Genomic DNA, 24635 nt, shown 5'->3' with positions numbered 1-24635 from the left:
CTCGACCCGACCGGCGCCCACCGGCCCGCACGCCCGGCCAGCGTCCCGCCGTTCTCGCGCTCCAGGCCAGCGCGCGGGGTACTCGGCCCGGCGCTCCTCCACCGGCCGTCGAGCCAGGTCGGTGCGGACCCCGTCGTGGCGGTTGGCTAGCATCGTGATTGTTGATAGCGCAAATGTATCGCTGACAACTATCGTGACGAAAGGATGCCTTCGATGGCACAGGCCAAACTCGCCGTCATCTACTACTCCTCCACCGGCACCCTCCACGCCATGGCCAAGCGGCTCGCCGAGGCCGGCGAGCAGGCCGGCGCGGAGGTACGGCTGCGACAGGTTCCGGAACTTGCCCCCATGGAGGCCGTCGCCTCCAACGCCGCCTGGAGTCAGCACTTCGACGCCACCAAGAACGAGCCGAAGGCGAACGCCGACGACATCGTCTGGGCCGATGCGGTGCTCTTCGGCACCCCCACCCGCTACGGCAACGTCTCCAGCCAGCTCAAGCAGTTCCTTGACACCCTCGGTCCGCAGTGGGCGCAGGGATTGCTGGCCAACAAGGTGTACGCCGGCTTCACCGCCTCCATGACCGCCCACGGCGGCCAGGAATCAACGCTCCTGGCGCTCTACAACACGATCCACCACTTCGGCGGCCTGGTCGTCGCCCCCGGCTACACCGACTCGCTGAAGTTCGCCGACGGCAACCCGTACGGCGTCTCGCACGTCACCGGCGGAAACAATGACGCCCCCCTGGGCGACGCCCAACTCGCCGCCCTCGACCACATGGCCGAGCGGGTCGTCAAGATCGCCAGCAAGCTCAACGCCTGACCGGCCGCGCTGATTGCCGGGGGACTGTCCGATCTCCGGTCACCCGGAACTCGGGCAGTCCCCGGCGTCTGGTCACCTCACCGAGGTGGCCACGCCGGCGGTTCCGCTGCTGGCGGCTCCGTCAGGACGGATGCCGAACGGGCCGAGCGAGCCGTAGCCGATGCGGCTCGCTCGGCCATCGTTCTGCTCCCATCCCCCTCGCCGTCGGGCCGAAACCTCCTTCGGATCAGAGCCGGAGCCTTCCTCGACGCCGTGGACGACCAGAGTGGACACCGCGCTAGCGTTGCGCGGTGCGCGGGTATCGGATCGGCATCCTCGGACGGATCGAGTTGAGCGTCAACGGGGTCGCTGTGTCGCTCGCCCCGCTGGAACGGGCATTCGTCGCGAGCCTGGCGGCCCACTGCGGGCGTATCGTCTCCGTCGATCGCCTGATCGACGGCCTCTGGCCACATGATCCGCCCGCGGGAGCCCGCAACCGGGTCCAGGCGATCGTCGCCTCGGTCCGGCGCAGGGCGACGCCGGAGCTCATCCTCACCAGGTCACCCGGTTATCAGCTGAACACCGCGGTCGTCCTGGACGCCGCGGAGTTCGCCGCCGACGTGCAGGTCGCCGCGGCCACCACCGACGCCCGCCGTGCCGTGGAGCTGCTCGACCAGGCGCTGGCGCGCTGGCGCGACGACGCGTTCGTCGACGTGGGCGCGACGCTGGTCGACTTCGAACGCGATCGGCTTCGCGAGCTGCGCGAGCACGCGGTGGAGCTTCGCGTCGAGGCATTGCTGTCACTCGGTCTGCACCAGGAGCTCGTGCCGGAGCTGACCACGCTGGTGCGTGACCGGCCCCTGCGGGAGCGGCTGCGCGGCCAGCTCATGGTGGCCCTGCACCGCAGCGGCCGGCAGGCGGAGGCGCTCGCCGTGTACCGGGCCGGGGCCCGGGTACTCGCGGAGGAGCACGGCATCGACCCGGGGCCGCAGCTGCGGCAGCTGCACCGGGAGATCCTCGGCAGTGAACAGGAGACCTCCTCCCCACGGGCGTGGGTGCGGCCCAACCAGCTCCCCGGCGTCACCGGTGACTTCGTCGGACGCGACAAGGAGCTCGGGCTGCTGCTGTCGCTGCTGGGGCGCACGCCACCAGCCGCCGGAGCCGCTCAGGTCATCGTCGTGACCGGGCTCGCGGGAACGGGCAAGACCACGCTCGCGCTGCGAGCAGCGCACGACAGCCGCCACCGCTTTCCCGCGGGGTGCCTGTACGCGGACCTGCGTGGCAACACAATCGACCCCGCGCGGCCCGGCGCGGTGCTCGGCGCCTTCCTGCGCGCTCTCGGGGTGGCCGGTGAGGTCATCCCGGTGGCGGTCGAGGAACGCGCGGCGCTGTACCGATCCGTGCTCGCCGACCAGCCGATGTTGGTGATGTTGGACAGCGCCGCGGACGCGGCGCAGGTGCGTCCGCTGCTGCCACCCGGTGGCAGCAGTGCTCTCATCACCAGCACGGCGGCGTTGCCCGGGCTGCCGGGCACGGAGGTTGTCCCGCTCGACGTCCTGCCGGTCGACGACGGCTTGGACCTGTTGGCAGCGCTCGCCGGCGCCGAGCGAATCAGCCGGGAGGCCGCGGCGGCCGTCGACGTCGTAGAGCTGTGCGGTCGGCTGCCGCTGGCGTTGCGCATCGCCGGCGTCCGGCTGGCCGAGCGGGAGGCGATGACCGTGGCGCGACTGCGCGACCGGCTGCGCGACGAACGGCGCCGCCTGGATGAGCTGTCGCTCGATGGGCTCGACGTGCGCAGCAGCTTCGCCGTCGGGCTCGAGCGGTTGCCACCGCCAGCCGCGCTGCTGCTCGCCGTGCTCAGCCGTACGTCGCTGCGCAGCTTCGGCATGTGGGACGAGACCACCGAGCCGCTGCTGGAACAGCTCTGCCGGGCCCACCTGCTGACCGCCGATGCCGGCGGCAGGGTACGCATGCACGACCTGGTCCGGCTACACGCCCGGGAGCGCGGCGACGTCGCCGCCCACCGGGTGATCGCCTGGTACGCACGACTGCACGCGTACGCCGAACGTGCCGGCGCGTCGCTGCCCTGCAAGGCCTTGCCGGTGGCGGACGCCGAGTCCCCGATCGACGCCTGGGACGCCGTCGACTGGTTCGAGGCCGAGCGGGAGAACCTGGTCGCGGCGGTACAGGACCTCCTGGGACTGGACGCGGTCGACCTGGCCGGGCGGTTGGCCTGCACGATGGGCAACTTCGCGATGATGCGCAGTCAACACCTGCCCGAGTTCGTCGACTGCCTGCGCGGGGTGCTCGACCGCCACGCCGACCTGCCGGGGCCGACCCGGATGTCGCTGCGGCTTCATCTGGGCACGGCCTACCGGATGCTGAACCGGCACGCCGAAGCCGTGCCGCTGCTGCGCGCGGCACACCGGGACAGCCGCGGGCCGCTGGTGGCACACCGGCTCGCCGCGCTGCACGGCTACTCACTGTGCTGTCGTACGCTCGGTCGGTTGCGGGAGGCGGACGCCGCGCTGCTGCTGATGGTGCGGTTGTGCGCCGCGCACTGGCCGGTTGGACCGGTCGGCGGACACGTGCTGCTGACCCTCGGCGAGCAGCACGCGCAGTACCAGCTCACCTCACCGTTCGCCCACGCCGCCTTCACCGCGGCCCTGCGGGTCTTCCAGGACGGTGGCGACCTCTGGGGCGAGGCGCTCGCGCGGGAGAGCATCGGGCTGCTGCATCGGCACGCCGAGCGGTGGCCGCAGGCCCTGGAGCACCTGGGGCAGGCGGTGGCCGCCGCTCGGCGGCTCGGTGACCGGCTGAGCGTGACCACCGGCGAGCAGGCGCTGGCCGCGACGCACCTCGCCGCCGGGGACATCGGCTCGGCGCGCCGACTGCTGACCCGCACGGTGCCAGCTTTCCGTGAGATGCGATACGAGTGGGGTGAGGCGATCTCCCGCCGACTGCTCGGCAAGGTGCACCTCGAGGCGGGCGACGCGGGTCGGGCCGTCATCGAGCTGGAAGGCTCGGTGGCGATGCTGCGCGGCATCGGGCAGCCGTTCCCGCTGGCGAACTCGCTGAGCCTGCTGGCGCGGGCGCAGGCCGCCCTGGGACGGCACGAGCGGGCCGTCGTGCTGGGCGAGGAGGCGCTGCGCGTCTTCGAGCACTTCGACGCCGCGTACGTCGATGACCTGCGCGAACGGCTGGCGCGCTGGCGGAGCGCAGCCTGCGCGCAGTAGAAGCGCAGGGCGAGCGCAGCGGCGACCAGCACAGTGATGGGCACCACCCACACAGGAGGTTTGCCCATGACCAGGATCATCACCCGCGTCGGCGACGCCGTCCTCGGCAAGGTGCTCGGCCGCGAGGAGGCCGGCGCCTGCGTGCCGGAGAACGGCCAGGCGTGCTCGTGCGTCGCGTCCAACGGCTACTGCTCGGGCGGTTCCTACTTCCGCTACTACCGGCAGGGCTACTACAACTGCTACGGCTCGTGCGTGACCTCGACGTCGCGGCCGATCTGCTACGTCAAGAAGGTCGGCGCCTGCTGACCTGGCTTCCGCCCGGGGGCCGCGCCGACCGGCGCGGCCCCCACCCCTGACGCCGAGGAGTTCCCATGCCAGGTTTCGCCTACGCCGCCGTCGCTGTCATCGGCGCGGTCGCCATGCTCAACCTCGTCCTGACCCTGGCCCTCGCCCGGCGGCTGCGCGAGGCGCAGGCCGGCCACGCCCACGACGGCGAGCCCGTCCCCGAGGTGTTGCCCACCCCGGGACTGGACGTCAGCGGCTTCCCGCACGCCGACCTGACCGCCGGCCGGCGCACGGTGGTCATGCTGACCCCGACCTGTCCACCGTGCCAGACTCTCCTGGACACCCTCACGGCCGAGGCCGAGCGCCACCGCCACGACACCCTCGTCCTCATGATCGGCACGCCGGCGGAGACGGCGGCGATGGCCGCACGCCTGGCCGGTTTCGACACGGCGACGATCTCCGAGCAGCTCGCCGAGAAGGAGTTCCGGGTCAAGGGGTTCCCCGCCGTGCTGTCGGTCGTCGACGGCGTCGTCGTCGACTCCAGCCACCAGCTTCCGGTCCTGGCCTGAGCGTGGCCACGCTGCGAGCCGCCCTGCGGCTGGGCTGCGCCGACCCGAAGGCGCTCACCGCCATGGTCGCCCTCGTCCTCGTCGGCGCGGCACCCCCGATCGGCATCGCGTGGTTCACGAAGCTGCTGTTCGACGAGATCACCAGGGGCCGCTCGGCGAGCCCGTCGACCGCGACCTGGTACGCGGTGGCGATCGCCGTGCTGACGGCCCTGGCGGCGATCGCCAACCGCCTGTCCGGCTACTTCACCACGGCGTTGCAGCACGCGATCACGATCGCCGCCGACGTACGGCTGTACCGGAAACTGAACAGCTTCCTCGGCTTGAACCCCTTCGAGCAGCCGGCACTGCGCGACCGGTTGGCACTGGCACAGCAGGCCGCCGACCAGGCGCCGTACGCGGTCGTCATGTTCGCGGTCAACGTGGCCCAGAACGTCGTCACCATCGGCGGTTTCGCCGTGATCCTGGCGTCCCTCTGGCCGCCGGCCGGCCTGCTCCTGCTCGCCGTGGCCGTGCCCGAGTTCCTCATCCAGCTGCGGCTGTCCCGGCGAGCCGCGCGGGCGGTGGAGGACAGCGCCGGCCTGTTCCGGACCCGCTTCCTGTTCCAGACCGTGCTGACCGACCTGCGCGCCGTCCGGGAGGTGCGTCTCTACCACCTCGGCCGGTTCTTCCACGACCGGCTCACGGGCGCCCTGCGGGCGGCCGGCCGGATCGAGCTGACCACCGCGCGGCACGCCACGGCGGTGCAGGCCTGCTGGGCGCTGGCCGGTGCCGCCGTGACACTCACCGCGACGGTGGTCGCGGTGAACGCCGCGGTCCGCGGCCGGCTCAGCCTCGGCGACCTCACCCTCCTGCTGGCCGCGCTCGGCTCGGCACAGAGCGGCCTGGCCGGTATCGCCGGTCAGCTCGGTGAGGTCGGCGCGGCCGTGCGGCTGTTCCGGCACTACGTCGCCGTTCTCGACGCTCCCGCCGACCTGGCCGACGGGACGCTGCCGGCGCCGCCGCTGCGCACCGGGATCAGGTTCGAGAACGTGTGGTTCCGCTACGACGCAGGCGGCCCCTGGATCCTCCAGGGCGTCGACCTGACGATCACCGCCGGCGAGGCCGTCGGGCTCGTCGGCCTCAACGGTGCCGGCAAGAGCACCCTCGTCAAGCTGCTCTGCCGGTTCTACGACCCCGACCGCGGCCGGATCACCTGGGACGGCGTGGACCTGCGCGAGCTGCGGGTCGAGACATTGCGCCGGCGGATGGGGGCGGTGTTCCAGGACTTCATGTGCTACGACCTCACCGCCGCGGAGAACGTCGGCATCGGCCGGCTGCCGCACACGACCGAGCAGATCGAGCGGGCCGCGGCGCGAGCCGAGATCCACGACCGCCTCCGCGCTCTCCCCCACGGATACGCCACGATGCTCAGTCGCACCTTCACCGATCAGGACGGCGAGCCAGGGGTGACGCTCTCCGGCGGGCAGTGGCAGCGGGTCGCGCTCGCCAGGTCCCTGATGCGCGCCGACGCCGACCTGCTCATCCTGGACGAACCCAGTTCCGGGCTCGACGCCGACGCCGAGACCCGCGTGCACGCATCGCTGGCCCGGATCCGCCACGGCCGCACCGGGCTACTGATCTCCCACCGGCTCAGCACCCTGCGCGACGCGCAGCGCATCGTCGTGCTCGCCGCCGGACGGGTCATCGAATCGGGCGCGCACGACGAGCTGATGGCGGCCGACGGTGAATACGCGCGGCTGTTCCGCCTCCAGGCCGACGGCTACCAACTGGCGGTGTCATGACCGGCTGGCTGCGCCGTCGCTGGCGTCTGGTGGTCGTACGCGGGCACAGCATGGCGCCGACGCTGCACGACGGCGACCGGCTCGTCGTCCGCGTCGGGCGGACACCGGCCACCGGCGACCTCGTCGTCTTCCGGGCCTGCGACGTCGTCCCCGGCGCGGACCTGACGTGGATGGTCAAACGCGTACACCGGGTCGAACCTGACGGCGCCGTGACGGTGCGCGGGGACAACGCCCACAGCCAGGACTCGCGGCACTTCGGGGCGGTGCCACGCGAGGCGATCCTCGGCGTGGCCAGAGGGAGGCGATGACACATGTACGTCGAGATCGGATGCCGGGTGCTGCTCGGCACTGTGCTGCTGGCGGCGGCGGTCGGCAAGGTCTCCGGGCGGGCCGCCTACCGCGAGTTCACGCGCTCGGTGCGTGACATGGGCTACCGCCCGGCCGGCCCGCTCGCCGCGGCCGTGGTCGCCGCCGAGTTCGTCGCCGTCATCCTGCTGGCGGTGTTTCCGCTGGCCGGTTTCCTCTCCTCGGCCGCCCTGCTGCTCGCCTTCACCGTCGCCGTCGCCGCGAGCCTGCGGCGGGGCGGCGCCACCTGCCGCTGTTTCGGCCGCACCGCTGCACCGCTGGGCCGGCACCACATGTGGCGCAACGCGTTCCTCATCGGCTGCGCCGTCACCGGCGCGCTCGCACCGGCCGGACCCGTACGCCCGGGCGAAGCGGTACTGGCCGTCGCCGGCGCGCTGATCACCGGCGTACTGGTCGTCATGCTGGACGAACTGCGCTACCTGATCGGCGCGCCCAACCGAACGTGAACCTCCGGGTCGGTTCGGAATTCGCCCGAGGTCAACCGACCGCTGCGAGGTGGCAGGCCCCTTCTCGCGTTCGCCGGCTTCTCGCTGCCGGAGCGGGGTGGCCGGCAGTTCGACGTGGCCCGGGTCGTGCAGCCGTTCACCCTGCGCGGCGACGCCCGGTCACTCGCGCCGCTGGTGCTCAACGTGCGCACCGGCGAGGTGATGTGGATCGAGGCGAGCCTGTCGACCACCGGGTACGGCCACAACGTCGGCCGGTACGGCGGGCGGCTCGGCCGGCTCGCCGCCGACCTGTGGGAACACTTCGTCGCCGGCACCCGCCCGAGCGTGCTGGACCTCGCCGCCTGGCACGCCTCGGCGCGAGCCGACCGGATCGTCGTCGCGCACGCCGACGGGAGCACCACGCAGGTGCCGGTCGGCCCCGGCGCCGAGACGGTGGCCGCGGTCAGGGCGGCGGCGACCCGCGACGCCGGCGACGGCACGCCGCCGCGGCCGCGGGCCGCGGGCCGCGGGCCGCGGGCCGCGGGCCGCGGGCCGCGAAGATGTTCGTCGCGACGGTGGACCAGGACCGGCTGACGGCGCTCCTCGACGGCGAGGTGGCGGACGCCTCGACCGCCTACTGCTCGACCGCCCCGCCAGGGCGCCGAGGACGCCGGTGTCCGCCGCGGACCTGGCCGCCGGAATCGTGCCGCTGTAGCCGCCGCACCGGCCTCGCGCCGCACCCCCACCGTCGCTGGGTGGCTACCATCGCGAGAATGTCGATCACGGCCCGTACGCTGCGGCTGCTCATGCCGGTGGCCGCGCTGCTGTTTCTGGGCCTCGCACTGCTGATCCGCCTCGTTGACGACGGGGCGTTGCGGCAGTACTCGGGCACCGCGCTGTACGCGTCGATGGTCTGGGCCGGGGTGCTGTTCCTGTGGCCGCGGATGGCGCCGGTCCCGGCCGGGACGGTCGCCACCGTGTTCTGCTGGGTGGTGGAGTGCGCGCAGCTGACCGGGGTACCGGCCGAGCTGGCCGCGCGGAGCCTGGCGGCGAGGCTGGCGCTGGGTGTGCAGTTCGACCCCGTCGATCTGGCCTGGTACCCGGCCGGCGTGGTTCCCCTGATGGTGCTGCACCACCTGATGTGCGCCCGCGACCGCCCCACGCGGCAACTGCCCGCTCGCGGCCCGACTGTCGGGCGTGAACCGCTACCTTGACCGGCTCGGACGCCTTGACTCCAGCCACCCAGCAGGGGAAGCCGGCCCTCGGCCTTACTGCGAGCGACCCCGACTGGGCTGCTACCGCGCCGCTCTCGACAGCGGCGCCGACCCATCCTCGTGAGCCGAGGTATCGCCGACGTCGAAGCCGGACAGGTCACCGCCGAGGCCACTCTGCGCGCAGCGGGGGCACCGGCGCCCGGTGCGGGTTGCGGGGATTTGTCCGGGGCCACGGCGTGGAGGATGGCTCCCGCGGGTGTTTACAGAACCCTTAACTCCTGTTTGAGACCGTATGCCGGAAGACATGGGAACACGGGGAGCGGAAGCGAGCGGGTGCTGGTGGCGGACGACGAGCGGCTGTTGGCGGACATGGTCGCCGAGGGGTTGAGTCGTCTCCGATGGCGGTCGATGTCTGCTACGACGGCGACGGAGCACTGGCACGATCGGCGTTAACCGTACGACGTGGCCGTGCTGGACCGGGACATGCCGGGTCACACGGGTGACGAGGTGTTTCCGGAGCCTCGCCGGGTCCGACGCCGGCACCCAGGTGCTCCTGCTCACCGCTGCCGCCGGTATCCGGGATCGGGTGAAGGGCCTCGGGCTGGGCGCCGACGACCACCTGACCAACCCGGCCGACCCCACCTAGGACCCGAGGATGCAGCAGTGACCGGCAGTGAGCGAGGACAGACATGACGCGGGTGGACACGGCGGAGACCGGGCAGGGCGGCGCCGGGAATCAGGATACCGGCGCCGGGACCTGGCGCGCGCACATCCGCCGGGTGATACGCGCCGCCTCCCGGCCGGGCCCCTGGAAGCGCGGCCGGGTGCTCGCGGCGCTGGGGCTGCTGCTCGGGCTGCTCATGCTGCTGCACGCGAAGATCCCGAACCGGATCGGGAACCTCGGCAGCCTGGTGGAGACTTTCCTGCCGTGGTTCGGCCTGTTCATCCCCGTACTGCTGATCGGGGCGCTGTGGCGCCGCTCCGCCTCCGCGGTGGCCGCGCTGCTGCTGCCGGTCATGGTGTGGCTGAACCTGTTCGGCGGGCTGCTCGGCGACAAGTCCCATCCGCGCGGCGACCTCACCGTGGCCGAGCACAACGTCGCCGCCGGCAATCCCGACCCGGCCGGCACCGCCCGCGACCTGGCCGCCTCCGGGGCGGACGTGCTGGCTCTGGTGGAGCTGACCGAGCAGGCCCGGGGCACGTACGACAAGGAGCTGGAAAAGGCGTACCCCTACCACACGGTGCAGGGCACGGTCGGGCTGTGGAGCAAGCTGCCGCTGTCGGACACCCAGCCGGTCGACATCCAGATGGACTACGGGCCGCTGGCGGACACCAAGCCGCTCGACATCAAGATGACCTACACCCGGGCGCTGCGCACCACGGTGAGCACGGACCAGGGTCCACTGGCGGTGTATGTAGCCCACCTGGGTTCCGCACGGGTGAATCCCAGGGCGGGCTTTTGGACGGCCCACCGGGACAGAAACGCGCAGGCGCTCGGCAAGGCCATCGCCGCCGAGCAGAACGAGCGGGTGGTGCTGCTCGGCGACCTGAACGGCACCATGGACGACCGCGCGTTCGCCAGCATCACCTCCCAGCTGCGCTCGGTCCAGGACGCGGCCGGGGATGGCTTCGGCTTCAGCTGGCCGGCAGGGTTCCCGGTGGTGCGGATCGACCAGATCCTGGTCAGAGGCGTGAAGCCGGAGAGCTCGTGGGTGCTGCCGGCCACCGGCAGCGACCACCTGCCGGTGGCGGCCAGAATCAGCTGGTGAACCGCGTAAAGGCCGGCGCTCCACCTCCCATGGAGCACGATCTACGACCGACCGACCCCATGGGCAGGACGGGCGGCTGTCGGCCGCCGTTCTCCCGGTGCTGTCGATTTGGCCGCAGCCCGTTCGTCTCGAGGGTGACCGGTCGGCACGGTGCCGACCGCACAGCGGAGGAGCGAGGCCATGCGGAAGCTGACAGTCATCGAGTTCGTGACCCTTGACGGGGTCATGCAGGGGCTGGGATCGCCGGACGAGGATCGCGACGGCGGTTTCGAGCACGGCGGCTGGGCCGCGCCGTACTTCGACGAGGTACAGGCAGCCGCCGCGGTCGAAGGGCTGAAGTCGACGACGGCGTATCTCTTCGGGCGCAGGACCTACGAGAAAATGGCCGAGTTCTGGCCGAGCCAGCCCGACGAGAACCCGATGGCCGCGCACCTCAACGCGACGCCGAAGTACGTGGCCACGCGGACGCTGACCAACCTCGCCTGGTCAAACTCCCAGGCGCTCGCCGGAGATCTCGGGTCGGCCCTCCGGGACCTGAAGGACCAGGGCGACGGCAACATCGCCGTGCTGGGCAGCGGAATGCTCGTCCAGGACCTCATCGCGAACGACCTGGTCGACGGTTACCGCTTGTTTGTGCATCCTCTGCTTCTCGGCACCGGCAAGCGGTTGTTCCGGGAGATGGACCGGCCGCGACGGCTGCGGCTCATCGACTGCACGACGACCACCACCGGTGTAGTGATGCTCTCGTACGAGCCGCTATGAGCCCGGCCGGCTCGGTGACGGTAGCCCGCTCCACGGAGTGTGGGTCGGCGGCAGACGGCAGGTGGCCGCCAGACCAGCGGCGGTTTGCCGTGTTGCGAACGCAGGGCCTCTACCGAGACCTGTGACCCGGGTGCCGGCGGAGGCAGCAACCGATCGAGCCGCAGGAGTTGCCGCGCGGCGGACAGCACCGGTCCACCCACCGTGCCGTTGGCCGTTGCGCCAATGGCCCTCATCGGCAGTGTCCGGCAAGCCACAATTGTCCTGTCAGCCGGTCCACGGATGACCCGGAGCCACCGTTCGGGCCCCGGCCGGTGCGGCTCACCCAGGGTCATGAACCGAACCGGGCATCCGTCACGGGAGGTCGACATGAGCACCCCGCAGGAAGATCAGGACGTCGCAACGGACGTCGTCAAGGAGCCGACAACGCTCATGAAACTCGAGGTCGTCGTCATCCCGGTGGCTGACGTCGACCGCGCCCTGCGCTTCTACCAGGGCTTGGGGTGGCGGCTGGATGCGGACTACGAGGCCGGCCCGAAGTTCAGGATCGTGCAGCTGACGCCGCCGGGGTCGGCATGCTCGATCCACCTCGGCCGCGGGCTCACCCCCGCGGCGCCTGGCACTGCCCAGGGCACCTACCTCGTGGTCTCCGACATCGATCAAGCCCGCGCCGACCTGATCAGCAGGGGCGTGGAGGTGAGCGAGGTCTACCACAACGTCTACGACACCGGCGACCAAGAACGGGTGGACGGCCCCGCCCCAGACCGTCGCAGCTACGCCTCATTCGCCTCCTTCACCGACCCGGACGGCAACGGGTGGCTGCTGCAGGAGGTCAAGGAGCGGCAACCCGGACGGTGACGAGTCCGCACGACCGAGGAGGTTCTGACTGATGGACGTCGAAGATCTTGCGCAGCTCCTGCATGAGGCGGCCGAACACCACGGCTCGTTCGAGGCGGTCGCCCCACCGCACGACTGGTGGGACTGGTACGCGGCGTACATGCGGGCGCGTGAAACCGGGAGTCCCCCGGACGATGCCTCCGCGGCCGCCGGGCGCTACATGGCAGAGGTCAAGCACGTTGTCGTCTCATCCGCGTGACGCCCTCACCGGCATCTGGACCGAAGAGCCTGATGGTGGTCTCTCTTGGCGACAGCCGAGCTCGCCGGCAACGCTGCGCGCGGCTCCCGGTCCATGCGACGGCAGGCTGGAGCGTTACCCGAGCGGCTCTCGACGCCGGTGCCGACCCGGCGGTAGTGACCGGCCGGATCGCCCAGACCGAACGCGCCCGCGCCGAAGCAGATCTGCATACGAGCCTGGGCAACAGCCCGCGGCGAATGAGCGGAACAGAAATCAGGGCGCTCGGCGACATCGCCACCGTGCTCCGCGACGCCAACCCAGCCGACAAGGCCGAGGTCTGCCGGCAGCTCGGCTTCGGCTCACCTAAGTGCCGGAAGCGCAAACGGTGCGCGCCGCAGTGGATCTCGGTGCGCACCGTGGGGTAATGGATTGTGTCCGAGGGCGACGTCGACCACGAATCCATGATCGTCGTTTGTGGCGAACTACAACTCGCGCCAAGGTAACCGCCTCAGCCGATTACTGCCGCCGAGCAGGTGGCCATGATCGGCATACCGGCCGAACAAATGACCCAAGGCGTCGGTCACCCCGTTGCCGCATGCGACCGTACCGCCGGTTCGAGCAGCGACAACGTCCGCTGCTGCGCGTCGAGGCCGACGCGGATGCCGACCGGCATCGGCAGATTCGGGCCGGCGTGTCCGAACTCGACGTTGCCCAGGACCGGGATGTCGCGTTCACCGAGGACGTCGAGGACTATCTCGGGCAGGGTCGGGGACACGTCGGGCGCCCCGAGCCCGTCGATCGCGTACGGGACGCCCACGACCATGCCGGAGATCCGATCGAGGATGCCGCAGTGCCGCAGCACCTGCAGATAGCTCCACACGTACGACGCTTGGCCGCCCATCTCCTCCCAGAACAGCACCGCACCGTCGAACCACTCGAGCGGCAGCGCGTAACGCGTCGCCTGCGCCAGCACAATGCGATTGATCACCCCGCCGATCAGCCGGCCTTCGGCGCGACCGGCACGCCAGCACTCCCACGACGGGGTGGCAGGCAGCGCACCGATCGCCTCCGTACCGGTAAGCAACGTCGAGTAGAGCCTTTCAAGTTCCGCTCGGCGCGCTGCGGGCACAACCTGCCACGCCCCACCGAGTCCAGGGCGTGGCCAAGTCGGCATGGAACCCGACCAGACCAGTGCGGGCGTAGAGCACCAGATGCAGCAGCGAGATGTCGCTGTAGCCGAGGATCGGCTTGGGGTCGGCAGCGATCGCCTCAACATCGATCAGGTCGAGGTAGCCCAGCGCCGTCTGGCCGCCGTCATGCGCGATGATGGCGCGCACCTCAGGATCACGCAGCAGAGCATTGAATTCCCTCGCAATCTCCGCCGGAGTAGCCGCGCTCCACCAATGGTGCCGCCCTGCTTCGAGCAGCGGTGCGCGACGCACGCGGAATCCCATCCGCTCGAGCACGACTACCGCCTGCTCGAGATCGGGCTCGTAAGCGGCATGCAGCGGCCCGGACAGCGATGCGACAACGACGAGATCTCCGAACCTCAGGGCACGAGGTCGAAGCGGTTGAGGCAGTGCAGAACCGGTCACCGACGCAGTGTCCTAACACACGCAACAACACGCTACCCACTTACCGAGCGACCCAGGCCTAGCCGGCACAGCCCCGACTGGTCCCAATACGTGAGCCGACCCCGCGGGATTTACGTAAGCGCCCACATGGGCGTGCGCCGTGTGCGCGCCGTACGCCCAGCCGTCGTTGACGTGACGCTTCCCCCATCGATCGCCATCTCCCGCCTTCATTGGCGGCAGCGTCTCGCGGGTGGCGTTCCCCGGCCAGCGGACGGCTCGCCCGTGGAGCCGCTTGCGGCGCTGTGGCGGTGCGGCGCGCCACACCGCCCGGCTGACCCGCCCGGCCATCGGCAGGAAGGGATTCGCGTGGACGAGTTCGACTACGTCATCGTCGGAGCGGGATCGGCGGGCTGCGTGCTCGCCAACCGCCTCTCCGAAGACCCCGGCGCGCGGGTGCTGTTGATCGAGGCCGGCGGTGCGGACAGCCACCCTCTCATCAGGATTCCGAAGGGCTTCGTGCAGGTCATGGACAGCCCGAAGACCGGCTGGCACTACCCGGTCCGCCCGTTCGGGCCGACCGGCCGGGTCACGCCAGCACCGGTCGGGAGCCCCCATCCCCGGTCGGGACCCCGCCTGCTCAGAACCACTGCCGTACGGTGACCCCCGCGCCGCCGCCGTTGTCACCCAGGTTGTTGTCATTGAAGGTGAAGACCAGGTGCGGCGCCGGATCGCCGTTACTGGAGAACAGCATGCAGTCGCTGTCGGTGCCGACCGGGAACCAGGAGCTGGGCCCGTAGATCCGGCTGGTCTTCTTCACCCACATGGAGCCCGTGGTAACCCTGGCTATGAGCGCGTACCGGGGGGCACCGGGTGCCGGCCATCCGCCGGTGGTCGGAGCGGTCGGTAGCTCGCCGGCGATGCTCTTGGTGGTGCCCCACACGTCGATCCGGACGCTGCCCTGGGCTCTCACCCGGAAGGCGTCACCGTGGATGATGCTGATGGGCGACGCCCACGTCGTCTGCTGGCTTCCCGGCGCGGGCCAGGCGGCGGGGTCCTGGTGCTGCGGGGTGGCCGAGTCGTAGCAGCTGTCCAGGGCGGTGTCGGCCGCCGCAGGACCGGCCGGCAGCAGCGTGACCGTAAGAGTGAGGGTGAACGCGGTGACGGTTGAAATGATCGCTCTGGCCTGCATGGCGGCTCCTGTCAGAGAGCTCGCCGACGGCAGCCGCCGGCGGTGGCGCCCAGTGTGTCCCATCCCGACAAGCACCCCTTGACCTGTCCGAGGCAGGGCCACCCCTCCCGCTGAAGTACGAACCGGGCCTCCTGCCCGGGCCCCCACCGATCGGGTGGCGGCCGGTCCGGCGGCCAGCTCAGATGGCGATCCTGTGGTGCTACTTCGAGACGGTCAGGCGCCGGCGTGTGGGGCACGCCTTCGTTGAGCTGCCCGTCAGTGACCCGGGAGTCGGGACTGAGCGTGGTCATCAACCGCGCCGGTGCCCGCCAGGTTGACGTCGCGGACTTGCCGTCACAGACAACCCGGCAGGCACTTGACTTCGCCGGTCCGCCGCCAAGCCGACCGCTGTTCGCCTGAGCCGATCGTATGTGCACCCCGGACTAGGGTGCAGCCACGACCTGGCCGGCTACCGAGTCGGCCGCGAAAGGAGATGGCCTCGGCGGTAGCCGCGCTGCGGGTGCCGGATCCCCGGGCGCGTTGCTCGTTGGGCCGATCGCGGTGGGCAAGACCCGCCTGGCCCATGAAGCGGCCGACTGGATACGAGGCGTCCGGATCCTGCCGGTGCGCTGGCCGGTCGCCGGCTCCGGCCTGGCGCTCGCCAGGTTCACCGGGCGGCTCCCGGCCGCCGCCAGCCGGGCCGGCGGGCTGGGCCGCGTGCAACTCGGACTGCTCGGCCTCCGTCGCCCCGCCGAGCAGGGCCGAACAATCCTGTTCGTCGATGACGCCCAGCGGCCCGAGGAGACATCTCTCGCCGTACTTCACCAGGCCGTTATCGAGGGCCTAGTCACGCTGCTCGCCACGGCGCGTACCGACGAGCCGGGTCCGGATGCGCTAACCGCGCTGTGGAAGGACGCCGGCGTCGTCCGGATCGACCTCGCCGCGCTCGGTCCGCAGGCGTCAGACGCCCTGCTGGTTGCCGCGCTGGACGGTCCGGTGGAGGGCCGTACGCTGCGTCGCCTGCGCGACGCCGCCGCCGGGAATCCGCAACGGTCACCGCCGGCATTGATGATCAACTTGTGCTCGGCTGATGACGGCAGGCGACAGGGTGGGCTCACCTTCCGGGGTGACCGGGAGGTGACGCGACCCGAGGAGGCACGACATGGAGAAGGCCAAGGTCGAGCAGAGCGGCAAGAAGAAGCTCGCGCTCAAGGTCCGCAAGCTGGAGAAGCTGGAAACGACGGCTGTCCGCGACGCCGTCGGCGGCTGATCGCGCGCCGGCACTTCGGTCGTCACGTGTATCGGGGGTGGCGACCGAAGTGCCGGCTCCACACCGGGTTCTGTCCAGACTCCGGTCCCCACGACCGGCTCGGCCCCTGTCCCAGCGAGCGTTGTGAGGTCGCGGATGCGCATGGTCCGACCGCGCGTCAAGAGTGTTCACCAGCCGTACACCCTACCGGGGAACCGACTGATCATCGGCCTGATGCAGTACGGCGTGGCCGCCGAGATCCAGGACGACGAGGACGGCACCATAGCCCGGATCCTGACGTTGCTGGACGGCACGCGCGACCTGGCCCAGGTCTGTGCCGACCTCGCCGCCACCCACCCGGATCTCGACGAGGAGAGCGTCCGCGACGTGGTGGACCAGCTGATCGAGCAGGGGTTCGTCGAGGACGCGGGTGCGCCGCTGCCCGACGGATTCACCCCCGAGGCCGCCGCCCGGTACGATCGCGCCCGGCACTTCTACTCCTGGATCGATACCGCTCCGCGCCGGTCGCCCCACGAGGTTCAGGCGCGGATCGGGCGGGGCCGGGTGGGCCTGCTCGGCCTCGGCGGCACCGGTACGGCGGTGGCCGCCGGTCTGGTCGCCAGCGGCGTCGGCAGCCTGCACTGCGTCGACTTCGACGTCGTCGACGAGCCGAACCTGACCCGCCAACTGCTCTACACCGAGCGGGACGTCGGCCAGCCGAAGACGAAGGTCGCGGTGGAGCGGCTGCGGGCGATGAACTCCCGGGTGAAGGTGACCGGCGAGGAGCGCCAGGTGCGCTCCGCCGAGGAGCTGGCATCGCTGATGGTCGGCTGCGACGCCTTCGTGCTCTGCGCGGACAAGCCTGTGCAGCTCATCCAGAGCTGGACGAACGAGGCCGCGTTGCGTACCCGCACGCCCTGGTTCATGGCCCTCTACACCGGTCCGATGACCGTCGTCGGCTCGTTCCTGCCGTACCGAACCGGCTGCTACACCTGCATGTGCCGCCGGCAGGACCAGAACGAGTTCTACGCGAACGGCACGCCGCTGATCGAGCTGGAGCGACCGAACGCGGTCATCGCGGCGAGCGCCAACGTCACCGGGCACCTGTGCGCCCTGGAGGTCCTCTATCACCTTGCCGGGCTGCCGCGGCAGGTTGCCGGACGGGTCTTCCACCACAACGTCGCACGCTGGGACCACCAGTACTTCGTGGACGTGCCGCGCGACCCCGACTGCCCCTCCTGCGGGCTTGAGAATCGCTGAGGGCGGGGAGATGACCGGCACGCAGACGGCGCCGGCAGAGCCGGCCGCGACGACCGGCAGCCTCGTCCGGTTCCGCCCGCTTCGGGTCCGGCCGTCCGACGACGACCCCGACACGGTCGTGGTAGGTCGGCCGGACGTCGGCGAGTTCGTGGAGTTGCCGGCGATCGGCGCCCGGGCGGTCGAACTGCTCGACGCCGGGATGTCGATCGGCGCGGCCGAGCACCGGCTCGCCACCGAACACGACGTCGACGTCGACCTCGTGGACCTGGTGGTGGCGCTGCGGGAGGCGGGCATGGTCGCCGAGATCGACGGCCGGCCGGTCATCGACCCGCACCGCCCGCTCCGGCCGCACCTGCCCCGCCTGCAGGCCCGGCACGTCAGCTGGCTCTTCGGCCCCATAGCGAAGCTGGGCTACCTGGCGCTGGTCGCGGCGACCCTGGTCACCGTGGTTCGGCGTCCCGAGCTGCTGCCGTCGTACCGGGACTTCTTCTGGACCGACTACATCGGCCTCGCCGTGCTCGTGAACACCATGCTCTTCTCGGTCACGGTGACGGTTCACGAGCTGAGCCACCTGGTCGCGGCCCGCTCGCTGGGCGCGCCGGCCCGGATCCGGTTCGCGACCCGGCTGCACCACCTGGTGCTGGAGACCGACGTGACGGCGATCTGGTCGGTGCCGCGCCGGTACCGCTACCGGGTCTACCTCAGCGGGCTGCTCTGGGACCTCGCCGTCGTCTGCGGCGCGCTGCTGGTGATCGGGTACGCCCGGCCGCACCCGGTGATCGAAGGGCTGCTGGCCGCCGTCGCGCTGGTGATCCTCATGTCGATGGCGCTGCAACTGCACGTCTACATGCGGACCGACCTCTACTTCGTCCTGCTCGACCTGCTGCGGTGCCGCAACCTGTTCCACGACGGTCTCGCGTACGCCCGGCATCTGCTGCGCCGGTGCGGCCACGCGGCGCTGCCCGGCCGGATGGCGGCGACCGGGGCGGATCCGAGCGCCGAGCTGCCGGCTCACGAGCGCCGCGCGGTGCGGGTCTACTCGGCGGCGGTCGTGCTCGGCAGCCTGGTCGCGCTGGCCAGTTTCATCGGGTTCGGGATCCCGATCCTCCTGCACGGGGCGGTCAAGGCCGGCTCGGCGGTGGTCACCGGTGCGACCGGTGGAAGCCTGCTCGCGGCCGTGGACGGGGCACTCGTCCTGGCGGTCGAGGGCACGTTGCAGGCGATCTTCCTCGGCACGCTCTACCGCCGGCACGCCCGGCGCCGCCGGCGGCCGTCCACCGCCCGCCACGTGCCGCAGGCCGAGCCGATGCCCACCGGCTGACCGACTGGACTGACCCGCCCGGCAGGCTGGCCGGTCCGCCACTGCACCCGGATACCCACGTTGCCGATTTCCCGCCCTCGCCTACTGTCGAGCCTGACACGGCGACCGCGATCAACCCGACGCGGTCGCCCTGATCGGCGCTTCGGAGGGCGAACAGGTGCCAGCGGTGACGTTCCGGCTGCTCGGTCCGGTCGAGGTGCGCGTCGACCACCGGCCGGTACGCGTGGGCGGCCCGCGCAGCCAGGCGATGCTGGCCGCGTTGCTGCTGGAAGCCAACCGCCTGGTACCGGTCTCCCGGCTCGTGGACGCCGCCTGGGGCGACCATCCCCCGGCGAGCGCCGAGGTGCAGGTCCGCAACCGGGTGGCCGCCGCGCGGCGGGCGATGCGCGGGGCCGGACTCGCCGCCGATGCCATCGGCACCCAGGGCTCCGGGTACCTGCTGACGGTCGCCGACGGTCAGCTCGACCTGGACGTCTTCGAGGCACGGGTCCGCCAGTCCGACCGGCACGTCGACCAGGGCAGGCCGGAGGCGGGCGTGGCCAGCCTCCGGGAGGCGCTGGCGCTGTGGCATGGTCCGGCGCTCGACGGCCTGCGTACGCCGGCTCTGACCGCCGCCGCACAACGTCTCGACGAGCGCCGGATGACCGTCGTCGAGCGGTGCCTCGATCTCGAACTGAGCCTCGGCCGGTACGACGAGGTGATCGGCCGGCTGCTGGAACTCGTCGAGGCGTACCCGTGGCGCGAGCCGCTGGTCGGACGGCTCATGCGGGCGCTGTACCTGACCAACCGGCCGGGCGAGGCGCTGGACCGCTTCGACCAGCTTCGCCGCCGGCTGGCCGAGGAACTCGGCGTCGACCCGACGCCGGAGCTGGTACGGCTGCGGGACCTGATCCTCCGCAACGATCCCAGCCTCCGGGTCGTGCCCGAGCCCACGCCCAGAGAACTCCACCAGGAGAGCCTTCACGGTGGTTCGGCGCCGAGGCGGGCGGGCCGGTCGAGCGCTGACGCCGACCGCCAGGCCAGGATCGTGACGACGGAGCGACGTTCTGCGCCTCCCGCTCAAGTGCTGTGGTTCGGGTTGCTCGGTCGGCTGCGAGTGGAACGGGACGGCTCGGCGCTTCCGGCACTGCCACCCCGATCCCGCATCGTGCTCGCCTGCCTGCTGGTGCGGGCCGGCGAGTCCGTTGATCTCGACACCCTGGCGGAGGAGATCTGGGGGATGGATCCGCCTCCAGCGGCCCACACCGAACTGCGCGGACGCGTCGACGCCATCCGGCACCACCTCGGCCCGGCCGGTCGAGACCTGCTGGTGCCCGCCGGGAGTGGCTACGTCATGCATCTGGCGCCGGACCAGCTCGACGCCCAGACCTTCCGACAGCTGACCGACGCCGCCCGGGCCGCTCGGACCGCCGACGATCAGGACCAGGCGTTGTCCCTTCTGGGCCGGGCGTTCGCCCTGCGCCGCGGCGTGGCGCTCGCCGACGTGCGAACCGGACCGCTGCTCAGCTGGTACACGGCGCAACTCGACGCGGAGTTCACGTACGCGGTGGAGGAGCAGGCCGGCCTGCTGTTGCGACTGGATCGGGCGAGCGACGCGGTGCCGCTCCTGCGTCGGCACGTCGCTGCCAATCCAACCAGGGAACGGGCCCACGCCCTGTTGATGAACGGGCTCAGCCAGGCCGGTGACCCGGCCGGCGCGCTGGAGGCGTACGAACGTGCCCGGCTCGCCCTGCGTCAGCAGCTCGGCATTGAACCGGGGCCGGATCTGCGGCAGGCCCACCGCGCGGTGCTGACGCAGGACCGGACGCTGTGGGCACCGAGCAATTCGGCCACCGGCCCGGTGTCGTCGGCGGAACCAGTCCCGGTCCGACCGCGACAGCTGCCGCCCGCGCCCGCCGTACTGGTCGGTCGGGTCCGGGAGCGTGCCGCCCTGCGGCTCGCCGCCGGGGCGTCCCGCACCCGGGCGCGTCCCGCCGTGCTCGCCCTCAACGGTCCCGCTGGCTCCGGGAAGTCGACCCTGGCGGTCTGGCTGGCGCACACGTTCGCCGACCGGTTCCCAGACGGCCAGCTCTACCTGGACCTGCATGGTTCCACCCCGGCGCTCACCCCGCTCACTCCGCTCGCGGCGCTGACCCGATTGTTGACCGGCCTGGGCTTGCCTGCCTCCGCTATCAGTGGGGACCAGGCGGAGGCGGCCGCCCAGTTCCGTTCTCTGTCGGCCAGCCGCAAGGTGATGATCCTGCTCGACAACGCCGTCGACGCGAACCAGGTCGCCCCGCTCCTGCCCGCGTCGGCGGATTGCCTGGTGCTGGTAACCAGCCGGATGATGCTCAACTCGCTGGACGGTGCGGCTCACGTGCCGGTCGGCCCGCTGTCACCCGCGGAGTCCGTGCGGATGCTCTCCGAGCTGATTGGTGCGGAACGGGTGGCGGCAGAGCCGGAGCAGGCCGCCCGACTTGGCCGCTTGTGCGAGCATCTCCCGTTGCCGCTGCGGGTGGTCGGTGCCCGTCTGGCCGCTCACCCGACGCTGCCGCTCCGCCGGCTGGCGGATCGGCTGACCGACGAGCGGAACCGGTTGGACCTGCTGGAACTTCCGCAGATCAGCGTCCGCGCCTGCCTGCGATCCGGGTACCAGCAATTGCAGGAATCCGGAACCCTGGTAGACCAGCTGGCGGCTCAGGCGTTCCGGCTGCTGGCCGAACTGGTCGCGCAGCCGTTCGACGCCGCCGCGGTCTCCGCGCTGTTGGACGTACCTCCGGCTCGGGCCGACGCCGTCGTGGAGCGCCTGGTCGAACTGCAACTGCTGGAGCTACTCGGGTCCGACCGGTATCGACTCCACGACCTGCTGCGTCTCACCGGCCAGGAACTGATCGACGGCGACGAGGCCGGTCACGAGATGCTCGCCGCCGCAGAGCGCGTCGTCGCCTACTACGTTGCGAGCGCCTGGCGGGCGGCCAACATGGTCCGGCCGGGACCGCTCGACCACCGTCCGGTCGAGTCGCCGCACGCCGCACTTTTCGTCGACCCGACGGCTGCCGACCGATGGCTCGAGCGCGAACTTCCCACGCTGCTGGCTGTCGCTCGTCGTCATCCCGACGAGGCCGCACTGGATCTGTTGCGGGCGATCGGCCACTACCTGGCGCCTCGGTCACGGTGGACGGAACTCGGCGAGCTCGCAGCGCTAGCCCGGGACGCCGCGGCCGGCGAGCCTTGGGGCGAGTCGCTGGCGCTGACCTCACTGGGGCTGGCCAGGCACCGACTCGGTAGCCCGGAGGAAGCGTTGGCGCATCTCCGGACCGCACTGGCGATAAGGAAGCGTACCGGTGACCCGCTGCAGGCGACGACGCTGCAGCTCATCGGATTGATTTACTACGAGATCGACCGGCCCGCCGATGCCGTCTCGTGTTTCCTCCAGGCGTACCGCCTGCATCGGGACACGGGTAACGACTTCAATCTGGCAATCAGCCTGCACAACCTCGGCGAGGCGTACGACGTCCTGGGCCGCCCGGCGGCCGCGGAGCGTTTTTCCCGCCGCGCACTGGAAGTCCGGCAGGCGCTCGGGGACCGGTTCCTGGCGATGTCCCGCGTGTCAGTCGGTCGAGCCCTGGTCCGACAGGGCCGGGCTGAGGAAGCCCGCCGGTGGCTGGACCGCGGAATCGCCGAGGCCCGCGAGGTGGGCTACGGCGAGGCGGAATGGCACGGCTTGATCGTCCGGTCCGACGTAGCGGTGCGGCGCGGTGACGCTGAGGCGGCCCTTGCCGACCTACACCGCGCTGGACACCTCGCCGAAGGTCTGGGCCGCCCCTTCCTGTACGGCATCGTGCTCCGGCAGTCCGCTCGAGTGCACCAGATGACCGGGAACGTCGGCCTCGCCGAGTCGAGCCGATCCGCCGCGCGAGAGATCCTGGACAACTGCGTGACCGGCCGCGATCCCGGGATCGAAGGGTTCCTGGCCGACACCGATCCCGGCCGCTGGACGTCCCGTCCTGCTGACCGCCGTCGCCCGGGCCGCGTGGTGGAGAACGGTCTCGACGTCGGCGGCCGCGGCGACAATTCCGACGCCCCCGACCACGCGGATAGCTTCGGTGGCGGGTCCAGGGACGAACTGGGCGCCGGTGATGGCGACCACGGCGGTGAGGACCGGTCTGCGGCGGCGGACGTAGCTGCCCGGGTCAGCACCGTCGGCGTCACGCGGCGGTGACCCAGGCACATCAACCGGGTGCCGCACATCATGGCCACAGTCGAGCTGCACACTATCGATACGTCCGGGAGGGCGACGGCAGCGAGCCTCCGACGTTCCGCTATGCCGGACAGCTGGCCTAGATGACGGGGCCAGCCACCCGACGTCGCCGCCGTCCTGGCGCCGCTCCATGAGAGGTTGGTAACGGACATGGTCGGGACGGCCGTCGGCGGCACTGGACGGGTGACCTCCCGGCCGCGATCTTTGCTCCATCTACGCACGTTGGCCGCCGGACCGACGAAGATCGACCCGGGCACCGGGACGCCTCGCCCTAGCCCCCCCTGATGCGGCGGAGCCGGGTACCGGCCGGGCACGCGCACCGGCCGGTACCCGCTGGCGGTGTCTACGCCTTGTCGGCGGCCGCCGTCGTGGTGCTGAGCATGGCGTTCTTGACCAGCGGGGCGTACCCGCTCGACTGGCCGGTGCGGTTCGGGTGGTACGACTCCCTGATCGGGTCCGACAGGCCGTTGATCCACTCGGTGGAGTCGCAGACGGCGTGTCCGGTGAATGCTGCTCGCGGGTCCACGAACGGGAACGAGTGGGCGACTGCCCGGGCCTTGATGGTCTGGTTCAGCAGATCGGCGGTGTCGTTCAGCGCCGCCTGCTCCCCCGGGCTGATCCGGGACAGCGACTGGCAGTCGCTCTCGTTGAACAGGCGTGGATACCCGACGATCACCACCCGGGCGTACGGTGCCCGCGAGCGGATCTTGTTGTAGAGCGTGTCCAGGGTGCCGGGCAGGGTGTTCCGGATGTAGGAGTTCGCGTTGTCGATGTCACCCCAGCAGGTGTACGGCCACGGCTTGGCGCATTGCGTAATGACGTTGGAGAATCCGGCGTCGTTGCCGCCGACGGTGAGCGTGACGTAGCTGGTCGAGGAGCTGAGGCTGCCGAGCTGGTTGTTGGACACGTCGGCGACCTTCGCGCCAGAGCAGGCGGCGAACGTGAGGCTGGCGCCGATCTGGTTCGCGTCGAGGACCGGGTACGCGTACGGCGAGCGGTAGCAGCTGGTGCCGTCGGAGTAGTACGTGCGGGTGCCGACGCCCGAGGCGTACGAGTCGCCCAGGGCGGTGTAGAGCGGCGCGGCCGCCTGTGCGGGCAGCGCCCACAGCACGGCCGGTGCCAGGCCGGCGAGGACGGCGATCGCGAGTGTGACGAGGCGGCTTCTGCGGCGAGGGACGGGTGCCATGCTTCCTCCTCAGCTGCCCACCGGAAAGCGCATCGACGGACGTCGAATGCTGGTGGTGGTCCAGACTGTCCGCGGCAAGCATTGGCGCGCGCAAGAGATCGAGCGAAAGTTTCCTTCCATCGAACAGTGGGCAGGACGCTACTTGCCGGGAATGCCCGAGCCGTCGCGTCGCCGCGCGCGGACGGCCGGGCGACACGCTCGGACCGCTGATGACCCTGGCACCGACGCGCCGGCGCCCGGACGATCAGATCGCGATGCTTTGATCCGGAGCCGGGACCACCGCCTAGACGAGTAGTTCCGATGTCAGGGGTCGATGTCTGGGTATGAAGAGAGGGCATCCAGGATCATGTTGTGACGCAA

Annotated in this window: 22 protein-coding genes and 2 pseudogenes; 19 read left to right on the top strand and 5 right to left on the bottom strand. The window is 71.1% G+C overall.

From position 1 onward, the window contains the following. Positions 1-213 precede the first annotated feature (213 nt). Positions 214-819 (top strand): NAD(P)H:quinone oxidoreductase, encoded by a 606-nt coding sequence (gene wrbA / locus AC1WTP_RS21970; protein ID WP_481651147.1) that lies wholly within the window; start codon positions 214-216, stop codon positions 817-819. 72 nt (positions 820-891) lie between these two features. Here wrbA and AC1WTP_RS21965 read toward each other — a convergent pair whose 3' ends face one another. After that, entirely contained in the window at positions 892-1092 is a 201-nt protein-coding gene (locus AC1WTP_RS21965; protein WP_481651146.1) for a hypothetical protein, read from the bottom strand. 17 nt (positions 1093-1109) lie between these two features. Between AC1WTP_RS21965 and AC1WTP_RS21960 the strand changes: the two genes are divergently transcribed. From AC1WTP_RS21960 to AC1WTP_RS21895, 14 genes and pseudogenes are all read left to right on the top strand, one after another. Further along, on the top strand, positions 1110-4034 hold the full coding sequence (locus AC1WTP_RS21960) for an AfsR/SARP family transcriptional regulator (RefSeq protein WP_481651145.1): 2925 nt from the start codon (positions 1110-1112) through the stop codon (positions 4032-4034). A gap of 66 nt (positions 4035-4100) precedes the next feature. Further along, entirely contained in the window at positions 4101-4340 is a 240-nt protein-coding gene (locus AC1WTP_RS21955) for a hypothetical protein (RefSeq protein WP_481651144.1), read from the top strand. Between the two features lie 65 nt (positions 4341-4405). After that, entirely contained in the window at positions 4406-4888 is a 483-nt protein-coding gene (locus tag AC1WTP_RS21950; protein ID WP_481651143.1) for a hypothetical protein, read from the top strand. Positions 4889-4890: 2 nt separating this feature from the next. Continuing rightward, positions 4891-6669 (top strand): ABC transporter ATP-binding protein, encoded by a 1779-nt coding sequence (locus AC1WTP_RS21945; RefSeq protein ID WP_481651142.1) that lies wholly within the window; start codon positions 4891-4893, stop codon positions 6667-6669. Further along, positions 6666-6977 (top strand): S24/S26 family peptidase, encoded by a 312-nt coding sequence (locus AC1WTP_RS21940; RefSeq protein WP_481651141.1) that lies wholly within the window; start codon positions 6666-6668, stop codon positions 6975-6977. Before AC1WTP_RS21945 ends, AC1WTP_RS21940 begins: the two co-directional genes overlap by 4 nt. Positions 6978-6980: 3 nt before the next feature. Beyond that, a complete protein-coding gene (locus tag AC1WTP_RS21935; protein WP_481651140.1) occupies positions 6981-7481 on the top strand; it encodes a MauE/DoxX family redox-associated membrane protein in 501 nt (166 codons plus the stop codon). Positions 7482-7595: 114 nt separating this feature from the next. After that, entirely contained in the window at positions 7596-8054 is a 459-nt protein-coding gene (locus tag AC1WTP_RS21930) for a hypothetical protein (RefSeq protein ID WP_481651139.1), read from the top strand. 179 nt (positions 8055-8233) lie between these two features. Then, complete coding sequence (locus AC1WTP_RS21925; RefSeq protein ID WP_481651138.1) at positions 8234-8674, top strand: ribosomal maturation YjgA family protein; 441 nt, start codon at positions 8234-8236, stop codon at positions 8672-8674. A gap of 369 nt (positions 8675-9043) precedes the next feature. Next, a pseudogene (locus tag AC1WTP_RS21920) lies at positions 9044-9305 on the top strand (response regulator); the annotation flags it as partial. Positions 9306-9363: 58 nt separating this feature from the next. Continuing rightward, complete coding sequence (locus tag AC1WTP_RS21915; protein WP_481651137.1) at positions 9364-10443, top strand: endonuclease/exonuclease/phosphatase family protein; 1080 nt, start codon at positions 9364-9366, stop codon at positions 10441-10443. A 180-nt stretch (positions 10444-10623) separates the two neighbouring features. Continuing rightward, positions 10624-11205 (top strand): dihydrofolate reductase family protein, encoded by a 582-nt coding sequence (locus AC1WTP_RS21910; protein ID WP_481651136.1) that lies wholly within the window; start codon positions 10624-10626, stop codon positions 11203-11205. Positions 11206-11571: 366 nt separating this feature from the next. Then, positions 11572-12060, top strand: a complete 489-nt coding sequence (locus tag AC1WTP_RS21905; protein ID WP_481651135.1) for a VOC family protein — start codon at positions 11572-11574, stop codon at positions 12058-12060. Positions 12061-12091: 31 nt separating this feature from the next. Further along, entirely contained in the window at positions 12092-12298 is a 207-nt protein-coding gene (locus AC1WTP_RS21900) for a bleomycin resistance protein (RefSeq protein WP_481651134.1), read from the top strand. Positions 12299-12534: 236 nt separating this feature from the next. Continuing rightward, on the top strand, positions 12535-12702 hold the full coding sequence (locus AC1WTP_RS21895) for a hypothetical protein (RefSeq protein WP_481651133.1): 168 nt from the start codon (positions 12535-12537) through the stop codon (positions 12700-12702). 155 nt (positions 12703-12857) lie between these two features. Here AC1WTP_RS21895 and AC1WTP_RS21890 read toward each other — a convergent pair whose 3' ends face one another. Both AC1WTP_RS21890 and AC1WTP_RS21885 read right to left on the bottom strand, forming a co-directional pair. Beyond that, the gene (locus AC1WTP_RS21890) at positions 12858-13406 is read right to left on the bottom strand and encodes a hypothetical protein (RefSeq protein ID WP_481651132.1); all 549 of its coding nucleotides are present in this window, start codon (positions 13404-13406) and stop codon (positions 12858-12860) included. Then, a complete protein-coding gene (locus tag AC1WTP_RS21885) occupies positions 13378-13872 on the bottom strand; it encodes an LD-carboxypeptidase (protein ID WP_481651131.1) in 495 nt (164 codons plus the stop codon). The genes AC1WTP_RS21890 and AC1WTP_RS21885 overlap by 29 nt, the downstream gene beginning before the upstream one ends. A 345-nt stretch (positions 13873-14217) precedes the next feature. Between AC1WTP_RS21885 and AC1WTP_RS21880 the strand changes: the two are divergent. Beyond that, positions 14218-14325: pseudogene (locus tag AC1WTP_RS21880) on the top strand (NAD(P)-binding protein); the annotation flags it as partial. Between the two features lie 163 nt (positions 14326-14488). Here AC1WTP_RS21880 and AC1WTP_RS21875 read toward each other — a convergent pair. Then, positions 14489-15040, bottom strand: coding sequence for a hypothetical protein (locus tag AC1WTP_RS21875; protein WP_481651130.1), 552 nt, complete (start codon positions 15038-15040; stop codon positions 14489-14491). Between the two features lie 1462 nt (positions 15041-16502). Here AC1WTP_RS21875 and AC1WTP_RS21870 point away from each other — a divergent pair. From AC1WTP_RS21870 to AC1WTP_RS21860, 3 genes are all read left to right on the top strand, one after another. Continuing rightward, positions 16503-17528: a PqqD family peptide modification chaperone gene (locus AC1WTP_RS21870; protein ID WP_481651129.1), complete on the top strand. Its 1026-nt coding sequence runs from the start codon at positions 16503-16505 to the stop codon at positions 17526-17528. 10 nt (positions 17529-17538) lie between these two features. Then, complete coding sequence (locus AC1WTP_RS21865) at positions 17539-18849, top strand: hypothetical protein (protein ID WP_481651128.1); 1311 nt, start codon at positions 17539-17541, stop codon at positions 18847-18849. 247 nt (positions 18850-19096) lie between these two features. Continuing rightward, a complete protein-coding gene (locus tag AC1WTP_RS21860; protein WP_481651231.1) occupies positions 19097-23050 on the top strand; it encodes an AfsR/SARP family transcriptional regulator in 3954 nt (1317 codons plus the stop codon). A gap of 382 nt (positions 23051-23432) precedes the next feature. Here AC1WTP_RS21860 and AC1WTP_RS21855 read toward each other — a convergent pair whose 3' ends face one another. Further along, complete coding sequence (locus tag AC1WTP_RS21855) at positions 23433-24275, bottom strand: SGNH/GDSL hydrolase family protein (protein WP_481651127.1); 843 nt, start codon at positions 24273-24275, stop codon at positions 23433-23435. Positions 24276-24635 lie beyond the last annotated feature (360 nt).

The organism is Micromonospora sp. R311, from assembly GCF_056780015.1.
The sequence above is the reverse complement of the archived record's forward strand: the minus strand, read 5'-3'. Positions and strand labels throughout refer to the sequence as shown.

Excerpts from the sequence above, each read along its gene's own strand:
- AC1WTP_RS21950 (WP_481651143.1), top strand. The coding sequence starts at position 4,406 with ATGCCAGGTTTCGCCTACGCCGCCGTCGCTGTCATCGGCGCGGTCGCC.
- AC1WTP_RS21875 (WP_481651130.1), bottom strand. The coding sequence starts at position 15,040 with ATGCAGGCCAGAGCGATCATTTCAACCGTCACCGCGTTCACCCTCACT.
- AC1WTP_RS21870 (WP_481651129.1), top strand. The coding sequence starts at position 16,503 with ATGCAGTACGGCGTGGCCGCCGAGATCCAGGACGACGAGGACGGCACC.
- AC1WTP_RS21865 (WP_481651128.1), top strand. The coding sequence starts at position 17,539 with ATGACCGGCACGCAGACGGCGCCGGCAGAGCCGGCCGCGACGACCGGC.
- AC1WTP_RS21925 (WP_481651138.1), top strand. The coding sequence starts at position 8,234 with ATGTCGATCACGGCCCGTACGCTGCGGCTGCTCATGCCGGTGGCCGCG.
- AC1WTP_RS21895 (WP_481651133.1), top strand. The coding sequence starts at position 12,535 with ATGAGCGGAACAGAAATCAGGGCGCTCGGCGACATCGCCACCGTGCTC.
- AC1WTP_RS21905 (WP_481651135.1), top strand. The coding sequence starts at position 11,572 with ATGAGCACCCCGCAGGAAGATCAGGACGTCGCAACGGACGTCGTCAAG.
- AC1WTP_RS21855 (WP_481651127.1), bottom strand. The coding sequence starts at position 24,275 with ATGGCACCCGTCCCTCGCCGCAGAAGCCGCCTCGTCACACTCGCGATC.
- AC1WTP_RS21940 (WP_481651141.1), top strand. The coding sequence starts at position 6,666 with ATGACCGGCTGGCTGCGCCGTCGCTGGCGTCTGGTGGTCGTACGCGGG.
- AC1WTP_RS21955 (WP_481651144.1), top strand. The coding sequence starts at position 4,101 with ATGACCAGGATCATCACCCGCGTCGGCGACGCCGTCCTCGGCAAGGTG.
- AC1WTP_RS21900 (WP_481651134.1), top strand. The coding sequence starts at position 12,092 with ATGGACGTCGAAGATCTTGCGCAGCTCCTGCATGAGGCGGCCGAACAC.
- AC1WTP_RS21910 (WP_481651136.1), top strand. The coding sequence starts at position 10,624 with ATGCGGAAGCTGACAGTCATCGAGTTCGTGACCCTTGACGGGGTCATG.
- AC1WTP_RS21860 (WP_481651231.1), top strand. The coding sequence starts at position 19,097 with ATGCTGGCCGCGTTGCTGCTGGAAGCCAACCGCCTGGTACCGGTCTCC.
- wrbA (WP_481651147.1), top strand. The coding sequence starts at position 214 with ATGGCACAGGCCAAACTCGCCGTCATCTACTACTCCTCCACCGGCACC.
- AC1WTP_RS21935 (WP_481651140.1), top strand. The coding sequence starts at position 6,981 with ATGTACGTCGAGATCGGATGCCGGGTGCTGCTCGGCACTGTGCTGCTG.
- AC1WTP_RS21915 (WP_481651137.1), top strand. The coding sequence starts at position 9,364 with ATGACGCGGGTGGACACGGCGGAGACCGGGCAGGGCGGCGCCGGGAAT.